12 protein-coding genes are annotated in these 13,420 nt (G+C 23.8%); 9 read left to right on the top strand and 3 right to left on the bottom strand.

Annotated elements, in window-relative coordinates; genetic code table 11:
- Nucleotides 1-205 precede the first annotated feature (205 nt).
- On the bottom strand, nucleotides 206-1,312 hold the full coding sequence (rlmN, locus tag AB4W59_RS01240) for a 23S rRNA (adenine(2503)-C(2))-methyltransferase RlmN (RefSeq protein ID WP_367673319.1): 1,107 nt from the start codon (nucleotides 1,310-1,312) through the stop codon (nucleotides 206-208).
- Nucleotides 1,313-1,567: 255 nt separating this feature from the next.
- Here rlmN and AB4W59_RS01235 point away from each other — a divergent pair, with 255 nt between their 5' ends.
- Nucleotides 1,568-2,362: an inositol monophosphatase family protein gene (locus tag AB4W59_RS01235; protein WP_367673318.1), complete on the top strand. Its 795-nt coding sequence runs from the start codon at nucleotides 1,568-1,570 to the stop codon at nucleotides 2,360-2,362.
- A 685-nt stretch (nucleotides 2,363-3,047) separates the two neighbouring features.
- Here AB4W59_RS01235 and AB4W59_RS01230 read toward each other — a convergent pair.
- Both AB4W59_RS01230 and AB4W59_RS01225 read right to left on the bottom strand, forming a co-directional pair.
- Nucleotides 3,048-3,791, bottom strand: a complete 744-nt coding sequence (locus AB4W59_RS01230; protein WP_367673317.1) for a pseudouridine synthase — start codon at nucleotides 3,789-3,791, stop codon at nucleotides 3,048-3,050.
- Nucleotides 3,792-3,885: 94 nt separating this feature from the next.
- Nucleotides 3,886-4,782 carry a DMT family transporter gene (locus AB4W59_RS01225; RefSeq protein WP_367673316.1) on the bottom strand — a complete coding sequence of 299 codons (897 nt, stop codon included), beginning with the start codon at nucleotides 4,780-4,782 and terminating at the stop codon, nucleotides 3,886-3,888.
- A gap of 218 nt (nucleotides 4,783-5,000) precedes the next feature.
- Here AB4W59_RS01225 and trpD point away from each other — a divergent pair, with 218 nt between their 5' ends.
- The 8 genes from trpD (at nucleotide 5,001) to cls (ending at nucleotide 13,097) form a co-directional block, all read left to right on the top strand.
- Complete coding sequence (gene trpD / locus AB4W59_RS01220) at nucleotides 5,001-6,032, top strand: anthranilate phosphoribosyltransferase (RefSeq protein ID WP_367673315.1); 1,032 nt, start codon at nucleotides 5,001-5,003, stop codon at nucleotides 6,030-6,032.
- Entirely contained in the window at nucleotides 6,010-7,374 is a 1,365-nt protein-coding gene (gene trpCF / locus AB4W59_RS01215; RefSeq protein ID WP_367673314.1) for a bifunctional indole-3-glycerol-phosphate synthase TrpC/phosphoribosylanthranilate isomerase TrpF, read from the top strand. The genes trpD and trpCF overlap by 23 nt, the downstream gene beginning before the upstream one ends.
- Nucleotides 7,375-7,405: 31 nt before the next feature.
- On the top strand, nucleotides 7,406-8,608 hold the full coding sequence (gene trpB, locus AB4W59_RS01210) for a tryptophan synthase subunit beta (protein WP_367673313.1): 1,203 nt from the start codon (nucleotides 7,406-7,408) through the stop codon (nucleotides 8,606-8,608).
- Complete coding sequence (trpA, locus tag AB4W59_RS01205; RefSeq protein ID WP_367673312.1) at nucleotides 8,595-9,404, top strand: tryptophan synthase subunit alpha; 810 nt, start codon at nucleotides 8,595-8,597, stop codon at nucleotides 9,402-9,404. Before trpB ends, trpA begins: the two co-directional genes overlap by 14 nt.
- A 200-nt stretch (nucleotides 9,405-9,604) precedes the next feature.
- Nucleotides 9,605-10,351, top strand: a complete 747-nt coding sequence (locus AB4W59_RS01200; protein WP_367673311.1) for a YciC family protein — start codon at nucleotides 9,605-9,607, stop codon at nucleotides 10,349-10,351.
- Between the two features lie 18 nt (nucleotides 10,352-10,369).
- A complete protein-coding gene (locus AB4W59_RS01195) occupies nucleotides 10,370-10,906 on the top strand; it encodes a septation protein IspZ (protein ID WP_367673310.1) in 537 nt (178 codons plus the stop codon).
- A 10-nt stretch (nucleotides 10,907-10,916) separates the two neighbouring features.
- Entirely contained in the window at nucleotides 10,917-11,324 is a 408-nt protein-coding gene (yciA, locus tag AB4W59_RS01190; RefSeq protein ID WP_367673309.1) for an acyl-CoA thioester hydrolase YciA, read from the top strand.
- A 309-nt stretch (nucleotides 11,325-11,633) separates the two neighbouring features.
- Complete coding sequence (cls, locus tag AB4W59_RS01185; RefSeq protein WP_367673308.1) at nucleotides 11,634-13,097, top strand: cardiolipin synthase; 1,464 nt, start codon at nucleotides 11,634-11,636, stop codon at nucleotides 13,095-13,097.
- Nucleotides 13,098-13,420: the final 323 nt, after the last annotated feature.

Raw genomic sequence — 13,420 nt, 5'->3', positions numbered from 1 at the left:
TATTTATTTATTCTAGATTATATAGATTATTCACATAAAAAAATATATTTAAAAAAAATATTTTATTGTTTTATCTAACAGAAGAAATAATATATTAAAATATCCTATATATAAATTAATAAACAAAAAAATGATATATAGTATAGATTGAAAACATATTCAATAGTTAATACAGTATTTTATTTTAAAAATATGAAATATATTTTTATATTTTATTATTAAAATTAATATTTTTAGTATTATCACCCGTTAACTGACCGCATGCAGCATTAATATCTTGGCCTCTATTTTTTCTTATAATAGTTGTAAATCCGTTTTTTCTTAAAACATTAGCAAAAATATTAATGTGATTATCAGTACTACATAAAAAATGTGCACCTTGAAAAGTATTCCAAGGTATTAAGTTTATTTTACTTGGTAGACGTTTTAACAAACGCGCTAATTCTTCAGCATTTTGTCTCGAATCGTTAATTCCATGCAGCATTACATATTCAATTGTCACGCCACCATGGTTTGCGTTAGATTTTTTTAAATATTGAGATACAGAAGATAATAAAGATGCAATATTATATTTTGTATTAATGGGCATAATAATATTTCGAGTAACATCATTAGATGCATGCAGAGAGATAGCTAAATTAACATCAACCATATTCACAAGTTTATTTAATGCTGGAACTATACCAGAAGTAGATATTGTAATACGACGTTTAGATAAATTAAAAGCATATATATCCAAAATTATTTTTAATGCAGAAACAACATTTTTTAAATTAAATAAAGGTTCACCCATGCCCATAAAAACAACATTAGTAATGCTTGTATTAATGTTTCGACTTTTTAGAGTTTTATTTGCTTGCCATATTTGAGCAATAATTTCTGATACTTTTAAATTTCGTTTAAAATTTATTTTTCCTGTGGCACAAAAATGACAATTTAAAACACATCCTATTTGTGAAGAAATACACAATGTAGATCTATTTTTATCGGGTATATAAACAGTTTCTATATTGTGATTGTTATCCAGAGATGTAATCCATTTAATTGTACCATCACAAGAAATTTTTTCTCGTGTAAATTTCGGAGCAAATATACAAGCTGTTTCTTCTAATTGACGCCTTAATTTTTTATTCAGATTTAACATTTCTTTAAAATCAGAACAATAATATTTATAAATCCACCTCATAATTTGTTTAGCAACGAATTCTTTATATCCTAATGATTCTATAAAATGTTCTATTTCTGTACGATTTAAATCTAATAAATTAATCTTGTTAGTAAAAATATTTAATATATTAATATCTTTATTCATATCTATTTCCTATATAATGACTAATTTTATATTTTATATTTATAAATATTGGGAAAATCTTCAATGAATAAATAAATTTATTATTAATCAAAAAATTGAATTATGACATTATTTTTTATTGAATACATACTAGTTATATTAATATAATTTATGGAAAAATTTATATGAAAATATTAAAGATATTTTCTTTGTGATATTATATATATTAATTAAACATTAATATTCTTATATTTTCTATATATTTCGGAGAATCTTATGCATCCTATGCTTAATATCGCTATTCGCGCAGTAAGAAAAGGAGGAAATTTTGTTATACAGAATTATGATACTTATAATTTTTTTCAAGATAGTATCGAAAAAAAACAAAATATTGTTCAAGATATCATGTATAAAACAAATAAAATTATTAGTGATATTATTAGCAAATCATATCCGCATCATGTGATTTTAAATAAAAATATTTATACACCAATGAAAAAAAATGAAAATATTTACTGGATCGTCAACGAGTTAGATGGACAATACAATTTTTTAAAAAATTTTCCACATTTTTGTGTATCGATTGCAATTGTTATTAAAAATATTACAGAAATTTCTGTTATATACGATCCAATAAGAAATGATTTATTTACATCGGTTAAAGGCCAAGGTACTCAGCTTAATGGTCGTCGGATTCGCTGTACCAATATAAATGGATTAGAATCTACTACTGCAGCTGTAAATTTACCACATTATCTCAAACATTCATCCTTTGCTTATTTTGAAATATACAAAATATTAATTTTATCTGGTATATCTTTTTTATGTACCGGATCTACCGTACTCGATTTAGCATATGTAGCTGCTGGAAGAATAGATTGCTTATTTGATTTTAATCTGCATTCGGGTAGTTTTGTTGCAGGAAAATTACAAGCTCGCGAAGCTGGATGTTTAATTAGTAATTTAAAAGGAGGTCATGAAAGTATTACTGATCATTCTTCTAATATTATTAGTAGTCCAAAATGTATCAGATTAGTCATGGAAAAAATACGTGAATATTGCCGTGCATAACGAAAGTATAAAAATAATTATATAAAGTGTACAAAAAATTAATATTTTGCATATAAATATTGAATTTTTTTATTTTTATTATAAATATTAATATTTATAATATATAATTATTTGTAAATATTAAAATAATATTGGTTATTATATAAAGATTTAATACTACTAATTTTATTCTGTGTATTTATTATATAAAAAAATTATAAAAATATCACTATATTTTTATATTACAGTTGTTTAAAAAATGTATATAATATATTATATATGAATATAAGAATATTTATTACATATAAAACATCTTGGATAGTTTAATGAATAAATATAATTTTACCATAAGACATATATCAAGTAGATAAGTATGTCTTATAGAAGCACATGATAAAATGAAAATTTATAATTTATAAAATAGCATTATTTATGATACAATTCCATAAAAACATTAAAGGACATTTTATTTATATAAAACAGTATCATACTGCATCAAATCATTGAATGAATAATTATATTTAATATGATAAAATTTTACAAAATAACTATTAAATAGAACATCTTATTCACATATGGTATATAAATTTGTATTTTAAAATTGAAATAAATTAAAGATATATATCTTATATATATATATATATAAATCTAACTAATTGATAATATAAATGATATTATTTCATCCGTATAACATACAAATAATTTTTTAAATACCCACTAAATTGTATAAATCACTAATAACTTTGGAATTTAGACTAATAAAACGGTTTAATTTTAAATTTTTAGGTAAAATAATATTTCCATATCGTATTCTTATTAAACGACTAACTTGACATTGCAAAAATTCGAATAAAGATCTTATTTCACGATTATGACCTTCACATAAAACACCCTTGAACCATGTATTTTTTTTTATTTTATTTGTATTAAGCATTTCTATTTTTTTAAAAACAAGATATTTATTTTTAATTTTTACTCCATTTTTTAAAATATTTATTTTATTTTGATTTATATTACCAAAAACTCGAATATAATATTCTCTTTCTATAGCATATTTAGGATGCATTAGTCTATAAGCTAAAAGACCATCATTGGTAAATAATAATAATCCTCTAGTATTTAAATCTAATCTTCCTACACTAATCCAGCGATTGTGAATTAATTTTGGTAAATTATCAAATATAGTTTTACGGTTTTGACTATCACATCTTGTACATATTTCTCCTTCAGATTTATTATATAATAAAACAGATGATTTTGATGTTTGATTTTTTATAACTGCTAATTGACCCTGAATTAATATTTCTCCTGGATAATTTTTATATAGTCTTTGCCCAATAATCGCTTTTTTTCCATTTACTAATATATCGCCATACTGAATTAATTTTTCGATATATCGACGAGAACCATATCCCGAGCGAGAAAGTAATTTTTGAATTTTTTCAGTCACTTTGACACCTTAAGAAAATTATCTTTATTATAAGCTTTATTTTTATATTAATATTTATAGAATAACAATGATAAGATATATTATTGATGACATATTAATTAATAATATTTTTATTATAATAAGGCATAGGCATTAATGTTAATAATATTCCTATTATAAGTGGAATCACAAATATTGCTTCACACAATAAAATTTTGTATTCATATATAAAATATTCTAATGTTCCTGAAATGAATGGCAAAACAAGAAACACAGTAGATGCATAGAATGCGCTTACTTTTTTTTGCAAATAAAAATAAGATAAAATACCACAAATTCCTGAAAAATCTCCAAGATAAACGACAGATATAATAGAACGATAAGAAAAATGATTAATATTAGGATATTCTATAAACCATGCTAAAGTCGATAGTAATATTCCAGAAATTAATGAAGGAATAGCATTAAAAGTTAAAACAGATACATGACAACATTTTTTTTGACATTCCGCGTATACTAAAGCATGAAAAAAAAGAGCCAATAATAAAGATAAAATACCTTTCCAGGGATAAAAATATTGTGTCTTTAATTCTAAAAATAATATAATAAACAAAGTTATTAAAGATATTAATATACCTACTTTTTGAATAAAAAATAATTTTTTCTTTAAATATAAATGAGACACAATTAAAACCACAACAGGCATATTGGCAAAAATTATTGAGCTAATGGAAGAGCTCACATATGAACCTCCATATAACATCAAAGTAAATGGTATAGAAAAATAAAAAATAGAAACTAATATTTGAAAATATCTTTGTCCCGATGGAAACAATAAAGGTGATTTTGTCAAAAAAGATAATAAAATTAGTAATGGTGAAGCTAATAAAAATCGCATACCAGTAGCAAATAGCGGAGGAATAGTTTCTACGGCGATTTTCATTGCTATTAATGTAGTCCCCCATGTAATAGAAACTAACGTAAATAACATAATTACTATTGTTTTTTTCATTTAAATCATTCCGAAATAATGAATTATATCTATATGACATAATATTTTTTTATTTTTAAGTATATTACAGGAAAATAAATTATTAAAAATTTTTATTGAACTATACCAGCACATAAATTATTTTAAAATTCTTTAAATTATAAAAATTAATAACAATTTTAAAAATAAATATAAAGTATAGACTATTCTATATAAAAAAATATTACAAAAGGTATAATATGAAAAATATTTTTCATAAGTTAAATAACCTTCAAAGTTTAAGTCAACTAGAAAGTTATCAGTTATTTCAGTCTATTATTGCTGGTAAAATAACACATATACAACTCATATCTATATTAAAAATAATGTCTGCACGAAATGAAACTACTGATGAAATAATAGGAGCTATATATGCATGTTTAGAAAATACAAACCATTTCCCCCGGCCAAATTATCTTTTTTCTGATATAGTTGGAACTGGAGGAGATATTAATAATACAATTAATATTTCTACTGCTAGTGCATTTGTGGCTGCTGAATGTGGATTAAAAATTGTTAAACACTGCAATAAAGGTATTTCAAGTAAATCAGGATCATCTGATCTTCTAAAAAAATTTAATATTAATTTAAATGCTTCACCTGAAAGATCACGTCAATCATTAGATGAATTTAATATTTGCTTTCTATTCGCACAGAAATATAACAATGGATTTAAAAATTCTATCAATGCACGTAAGATGATAAAAAACAAAACTATTTTTAATTTATTAGGGCCTTTTTTGAATCCCGCCATTCCTCCATTTATAGTTCTGGGTGTATACCATAAAAAATGGATATATCCTTTTGCAAAAATTCTAAGTAATTTAAATTATCAAAGAGGCATTGTTCTACATGGTAATCAGACTGATGAAGTGACATTGCATGGAATTACTTATGTCACTGAATGGCATAATAAAAAAATTTTTTCATATCAATTAAAACCAGAAGATTTTGGTATCAAAACTCATCTTATAAAAAAATACCAAGAACATTCACCAGAAGAAAATCATTTTATTATCAAAAAGATTATGCAAGGAAATGGAGATTCTTTATATGAAGAATTAATAGCAGTTAATGTAGCTATGCTGTTAAAAATTTTTGGAAACGAAGATTTAAAAAAAAATGTACAATTCGCATTAAAAAAAATTCGCAGTGGAGCTGTTTATCATCGTATAATGAATGTCTCTCATATCTTAAAAGAAGATCATTATGAAAGACACAATACTAAATAATATCATATATAACAAAAAAATTTGGATTAAGGAAAAGAAGATTCAAAAACCTTTAATTTCTTTTAAACATAAAATTAATAATAAAACACGAGATTTTTATTCTGCAATCAAACTTAAAAAACCTTTTTTTATATTAGAATGTAAAAAAAAATCTCCTTCTTTAGGTGTTATACGGAAGAATTTTAACCTATTAAAAATATCCCATATCTATCAAAAATATGCTTCTGTTATTTCAGTTTTAACAGATGAAAAATATTTTCATGGTCATTTTAAATTTATTACTCAAGTGCGTAATAATATTACTCAACCAGTGCTCTGTAAAGATTTTTTTATTGATGTATATCAAATTTATTTAGCACGATATTATCAAGCTGATGCTATTTTATTGATGTTATCTATATTAAATAATGAACAATATATCACTCTTTCTAAATTAGCAAAAAAAAATAATATGGGCGTTCTCACTGAAATCAATAATACTAAAGAATTAGAAAGAGCTTTAGAATTACAAGTACCTGTTATTGGTATTAACAATCGCAATCTCCATGATTTATCTATAGATTTAAATCGTACACGCTATTTAGCATCTTTGATTTCAAAAAATATTGTCATAATTAGCGAATCGGGCATAAAACAATATTGTCATGTTAGAGAATTAAGTCAATTTGTACATGGGTTTTTAATTGGTTCTTCTTTAATGGTGCAGCCGAATCTTGACGAGGGAATTCGCTCCATTATGTACGGTAAAAATAAAGTGTGCGGTTTAACTCGTTCTGTAGACGCTAAATATGCGATAAAATATGGAGCTGTTTATGGTGGATTAATTTTTATCCCGAGTTCTAAAAGAAATATTACTCTTAAAATAGCAAAAAATATCGTGAATAATAACAATTTAAAATATGTTGGTGTATTTCAGAATGAAAAAATAAAAAAAATTATTGATATATCTATTCAATTATCATTATATGCTGTTCAATTACATGGTAATGAAAATCAGAGATATATAAATTCTTTACGTTCTATATTACCAATAGAAACACAAATTTGGAAAGCATTTTCAATAGATACTACTCTTCCTGAAAGAAATTGGGAGAATGTTGATATATATATATTTGATTCCTGTTCTCCTGGTAATAATCAATCTTTTAATTGGTCTCTTTTACGCAATCAAATTTTAGATAATGTTATATTAGCCGGCGGAATTAATACAAACAACTGTATTGAAGCATCTAAACTCAATTGTTTAGGTTTAGATTTAAATTCTGGTATAGAAATTGAACCAGGCATTAAAAATCATAAAAAAATGAAAAGAATTTTTCAAAAATTAAGATATTATTTTTAATACATATGTTTATAAAAACCAAGAGAAAAATATGAATTTAATCAATCCTTATTTCGGAAAATTTGGTGGTATGTACGTACCACAAATATTAATGCCGGCACTATATGAATTAGAAGAGCAATTTTTTTATTGTCAAAAAGATTTACATTTTCAAAAAAAATTACATTGTTTATTAAAAAATTATGCAGGTAGACCAACTCCACTAACTTTATGTGCTAATTTAACTAAAGGAACAAATACTCGAATTTATTTAAAAAGAGAAGATTTATTACATGGAGGCGCTCATAAAACAAACCAAGTTTTAGGTCAAGCTATGTTAGCAATAAAAATGAAAAAAAAAGAAATTATTGCAGAAACTGGCGCCGGACAACATGGAGTAGCTGCTGCAATAGCATGTGCATTATTAAATTTAAAATGCAGAATTTATATGGGTGCTCAAGATATAAAAAGACAAAGTCCTAACGTATTTCGAATGAAATTAATGGGGGCAAAAGTAATATCAGTTAATAATGGTTTAGGAACTTTAAAAGATGCATGTAACGAAGCATTACGCGATTGGTCTAGTAGTTATAAAACATCTCATTATATGTTAGGAACAGCAGCTGGACCACATCCGTATCCAACAATAGTTCGAGAATTTCAGAGCATAATTGGAAAAGAAACTAAAAAACAAATTTTAGAACATGAAAATAAACTTCCAGATTCAATTATTGCATGTGTTGGCGGTGGATCCAATGCTATTGGAATTTTTTCTGAGTTCATTGATAATAAAACAGTTAATTTAATTGGTGTAGAACCTGCTGGTCAAGGCATCAGTACTGGTAAACATGGAGCGCCTATTACACATGGAAAAACTGGTATTTATTTTGGCATGAAATCGAAGTTAATGCAAAATACTGAAGGACAAATACAAGAATCTTGGTCTATTTCTGCAGGATTAGATTTTCCATCAGTAGGACCTGAACATGCTTGGTTAAATAATATTCAACGAGCTCAATATGTATCTATTACAGATAAAGAAGCTATAAATGCATTTCAAATTTTATGTAAAAAAGAGGGTATTATACCTGCATTAGAATCCTCGCATGCATTAGCATATGCTTTAAAACTAATGCATAAAAATCCACAGAAAAAGCAAATTTTTGTTGTCAATCTTTCAGGAAGGGGAGATAAAGATATATTTACAGTCAATAAAATTTTAAATGATCAGGAATCATATAATGAATCGCTATAAAAACGTATTTAAAAAGTTATCTTGTAAACAAGAAGGATTTTTTATTCCTTTTGTTGTAATAGGAGATCCTAATATAGACATATCAATAAAAATTATAGAAACTTTAATAGAAAATGGTGCAGATGCAATAGAAATCGGATTACCTTTTTCAGATCCTTTAGCTGACGGACCGACTATTCAAAAAGCTAATAAAAGATCTTTATTTAATAATAACAATATTATACAGTATTTTGAAATATTAAAGAAATTACGTAAAAAATATATAACATTACCAATTGGTATTTTAATATATGCAAATATTATATACAATCAAGGGATTGAAAAATTTTATTTAAAATGTTGTGATGCTGGTATTGATTCTGTATTAATTGCTGATATTCCCATTGAAGAATACAAAATTTTTTATCAAACAGCTAACAAATATAAAATAGATTCTATTTTTATCTGCCCTCCAGATGCTAATGATATTCTATTATCTAAAATTATTAAATATGCGAAGGGATATATTTATCTATTATCTCGCGCCGGAGTCACTGGTCTAGAAAATAATGCACTATTATCTTCAAGAGATATAATAAAAAAAATTCATTCTCAAATATTTATTCCAATAATACAAGGGTTTGGTATATCTAATTCTATACAAATTAATAAAATTATGAAATCTGGTGCGTCTGGAGTAATATGTGGATCGGTGATTGTTAACATAATTGAAAAAAATCTCAATAATACAGAAAAAATGTTATATGAACTGAAAAATTTGAGCTATGTATTAAAAAAATCTACTAAATTAACATAATATGTAATATAAAACATATTATATACAGTATATTATTTTGAAGAATATTTTTTATGATCTCAATCATATTCAATATAAAAAATTTACATTTTTTAAAAATATTTTATAATTTAATAATTATTATATACAATAAAATATAAACTAGTGTCTCACGTATGTAATGATTAAAATTCATATATCTTTTGTTAAGGAATTCAGACATGTTAACAAAAATAAAAGGAATATACTATGATACGCATTATTTTGTCATTAAAAACATAGGTGCTATTTTTTTTATATCTATTGTTACTACATTAATTAGTGGTATGATAGGCGTTATTATTAAACCTAACATGTATATAATATCACTAATAGAAAAAAATAAATTTAGTGATATTGATTCAGTCATGTCTATTATTAATAGTATGAATCATTATGAAAAAAGAGAGATATTAAAATATTCTATATTTAAAATAATAGAATCTCTAATCAGTAAAACATTTTTATTAACCAATATCATTGCACTTATTTCTATTGTATCTAACAAAAAAAAATCAATTATGTTATATACGCAAATGATATATCAATTGTTTCCTAGTATTTTTTTGATACATTTTATTAGTATGTTAATTGTTCATACAAGTAGTATTTTTTTTATTCTACCTGGAATTATGTTGTCTTGTTTGTTACTTTTGTCTCCAATAATATTCTCTTTTAACAAGAATAAATTGTTTGATACAATATATTTTAGTATTCATACTTCTTGGAAGAATATTAAAATAATAGGACCTGCTATTATTCTATGGATATTAAGCAAATTTTTTTTAATAACAATATTATCTCATATAATTTTTAATCAAACATTGTATTTTTTTATATTAAATACAAGCATTAATATTCTATATGCTATTCTAAATATATATTTATTTCGTTTTTATATGATTTTTATGCAATCCAGACATGCTTGAAATATTTAGGTTGTACTTATGAAATTTATAATGCATATCTTTCCAATAGTAATATTTTTTATCTATTATCATCAATATGATATTTTTATAGCATCTAAATATTTAATACTTTCTTCCATATTATCATTGATAATACAAATTATTTTTTATCATAAAATAGAAAAAAATTATTTATTAAGTTTTATTTTCATTTTAATATTTTCTTCATTAACAATTTTTTTTCATAACAGTCAATTTATAAAGTTAAAAACAACAATTATTTATATATTTTTTTCTATTATATTATTTATAAATAAATTTTTAATAAAAAAAATTTTTGCAAAGAAATTTTTAGAACAAAATATTATAATTGCGGATCTATATTGGAAAAAAATTAATTTATATTGGGCAATATTTTTTTTATTATGCAGTCTTCTAAATATGTATATATCATTTTATTTATCAGAAATATTTTGGGTAAATTTTAAAATTTTTGGATTTACAACAATAATATTTTTATCATTTTTTGTTACAATAATTTATATTTACAAAAAAAATACAATCCGAAAAGAGTAAATATTTAAATATGTCAAAACAATATATTCTACCAACAGGAATAATATCACTAAAAACATTAACTATGCCTTCTAATACTAATTCTAATGGAAATATTTTTGGCGGCTGGATTATGTCACAAATAGATATTGGGGGAGCAATATTAGCAAAGGAGATTTCAGGTGGTAAAGTTGTCACAGTACAAGTTAATAGCATAACTTTTCTAAAACCTATATATGTTGGTGATATTATGTATTGTTATACAAAATGTGTCAAAATAGGAGTTAGTTCTATGACTATTGATATAGAAATATGGATTAAAAATATTGACTCACAACCATTAGGTCAATTTTACTGTGCAGCCTACGCTTCTGTTATATATGTTGCTATCGATACCTTAGGAAGGTCTCGAAAACTTTTACCGATGAGTATTGTATAAAAAAATAAAAAAATAATAAATTATTTTAGAATAAAGAATATGATATTTGATGTATATATTATATATACTTTTTCTACTCAAATAAAAAATTAATTTTCTCATGACTGATTATATATTATATATGAGTTTAAATATTACCGTTATCATCTATTATTTTTAATATATTTTAAAATATAATACTTTTTAAGAGGTAAATACTACAAAAAAAATTAAATACTAAAAATTATACATTATATTATATTAAATATTGAAAAATATTTTGTAGTATATAAATAAACTTTTATAAAATATACATAAGGCTTTTAATGGATGAATACTTTCTACAATTCAGCAAAATGTCTAGTTTCGTTTGTATACTGGTTATTTATTGCTAACACCACTTTTAGAAGTTTCACTCAACGTCGAAGTCTATCCTCTTTCATATCTTTATTATTAACAATTTATATTATTCCATCTTTTGGAGTTTCTATTTGGTTGTTTTGCGGTGAATTTTACTTAGAAAAAAAACATCAAAAAATTGCTAATAGAATAAGATATATATCTAATAAATGTCTTGATGAACTAAAAACCTATAAAAATATTTTTCAAAATAAAAATAGCGAAGTAGCAAATTCCATATTTCAATTATGTAAAAATAGACAAGGTATTTATGGTATTAAGAGCAATAGTCTCGAATTGTTGACTAATACTAAAAAAACTATTCAACTTTTAATACGTGATATTCGTTTAGCTCGTACAAACATTGAAATGGTTTTTTATATTTGGCAGCCAGGTGGATTAGCTGATGATGTAGCCATTGCCCTTATTAACTCTGCAAAACGTGGAATACACTGTAGATTAATGTTAGATTCCGCAGGAAGTATTAAATTTTTTCGTAGTCCATGGGTAAAAATAATGCGAGAAGCGGGAATTGAAGTGGTAGAGGCATTAAAAATTAATTTCTTAAGATTTTTTTTAAAACGCATAGATATTAGACAACATAGAAAAATTGTATTAATTGATAATTATATTACGTATACAGGCAGTATGAATCTTGCAGATCCCTTTTTATTTAAAAAATCTTTAGGTCTAGGTCAATGGATTGATTTAATGGCTCGAATAGAAGGTCCTGTTGCGATGACTATGGGCATTGTTTATTCATATGACTGGGAAAATGAAACCGGATGCAAAATACTCCCTTCATTACCGGATAAAAAAATTTTAAAAAATGATTTAAATAATATGACATCAAATATTCAAGTAATTGCATCGGGACGCGGTTTTCCAGATAATATGATTCATCAAGCATTATTAACTGCTATTTATTCAGCACGAAAAGAATTAATCATCACTACTCCTTATTTAGTACCCAGTGAAGATTTATTACATGCTATTTGCAAAGCTTCCAAAAGAGGTGTAAATGTAAGTATTATTATTCCTTTATATCACGATTCTATATTAGTAAAATGGGCAAGTAGAGCATTTTTTAGTGAATTGTTAGATTCTGGTGTAAAAATTTATCAATTTAAAAAAGGTGTATTGCATAGTAAAAGTATACTAGTAGATCAACAGCTTAGTTTAGTAGGAACTGCTAATTTTGATATGCGTAGTCTATGGTTAAATTTTGAAATTACTATAGCGATTGATGATAGTATTTTTGGCAATAAATTAGCCAATATACAATATCAATATATTTCTGATTCTGAATTATTAGATAAAAAAACGTGGTCTATGCGTGCATATTGGACGCGTATTTTAGAGAAAATATTTTATTTTTTTAGTCCATTATTGTAATAAGAATAATATATTATATTTTTAATAAAATTTATATTTTATTAATGCAATATAATATTTTAAAATTGCTATACACGTATAGTATTAATAAAATATTTAACAATATTTTTATATTATGTAATATTTTTTTAAAAAAATAAAAATATACTATTATAAACTTCGTGTATTATATAAAATAATTGTTATAAAATATATTATTAAAAAAATATAAATATTTTAATAAAGGAGGCAATCTTGATAAAATTAATTTAATTTAATCTATATTTAAGATAACTATCAATATACTTTAAAGATAAAAAAATTTTTATTTTTCGGGGGTTCAT

The organism is Buchnera aphidicola (Cavariella theobaldi) (genome assembly GCF_964059165.1).
GTDB classification, from domain to species: domain Bacteria; phylum Pseudomonadota; class Gammaproteobacteria; order Enterobacterales; family Enterobacteriaceae; genus Buchnera; species Buchnera aphidicola_BO.
The sequence above is the reverse complement of the archived record's forward strand: the minus strand, read 5'-3'. Positions and strand labels throughout refer to the sequence as shown.

What these genes read in the sequence shown, in the direction of transcription:
- AB4W59_RS01235 (WP_367673318.1), top strand. Translation starts at nt 1,568, where the DNA reads ATGCATCCTATGCTTAATATCGCTATTCGCGCAGTAAGAAAAGGAGGA.
- cls (WP_367673308.1), top strand. Translation starts at nt 11,634, where the DNA reads ATGAATACTTTCTACAATTCAGCAAAATGTCTAGTTTCGTTTGTATAC.
- AB4W59_RS01200 (WP_367673311.1), top strand. Translation starts at nt 9,605, where the DNA reads ATGTTAACAAAAATAAAAGGAATATACTATGATACGCATTATTTTGTC.
- AB4W59_RS01225 (WP_367673316.1), bottom strand. Translation starts at nt 4,782, where the DNA reads ATGAAAAAAACAATAGTAATTATGTTATTTACGTTAGTTTCTATTACA.
- trpD (WP_367673315.1), top strand. Translation starts at nt 5,001, where the DNA reads ATGAAAAATATTTTTCATAAGTTAAATAACCTTCAAAGTTTAAGTCAA.
- trpB (WP_367673313.1), top strand. Translation starts at nt 7,406, where the DNA reads ATGAATTTAATCAATCCTTATTTCGGAAAATTTGGTGGTATGTACGTA.
- AB4W59_RS01195 (WP_367673310.1), top strand. Translation starts at nt 10,370, where the DNA reads ATGAAATTTATAATGCATATCTTTCCAATAGTAATATTTTTTATCTAT.
- trpA (WP_367673312.1), top strand. Translation starts at nt 8,595, where the DNA reads ATGAATCGCTATAAAAACGTATTTAAAAAGTTATCTTGTAAACAAGAA.
- trpCF (WP_367673314.1), top strand. Translation starts at nt 6,010, where the DNA reads ATGAAAGACACAATACTAAATAATATCATATATAACAAAAAAATTTGG.
- rlmN (WP_367673319.1), bottom strand. Translation starts at nt 1,312, where the DNA reads ATGAATAAAGATATTAATATATTAAATATTTTTACTAACAAGATTAAT.
- yciA (WP_367673309.1), top strand. Translation starts at nt 10,917, where the DNA reads ATGTCAAAACAATATATTCTACCAACAGGAATAATATCACTAAAAACA.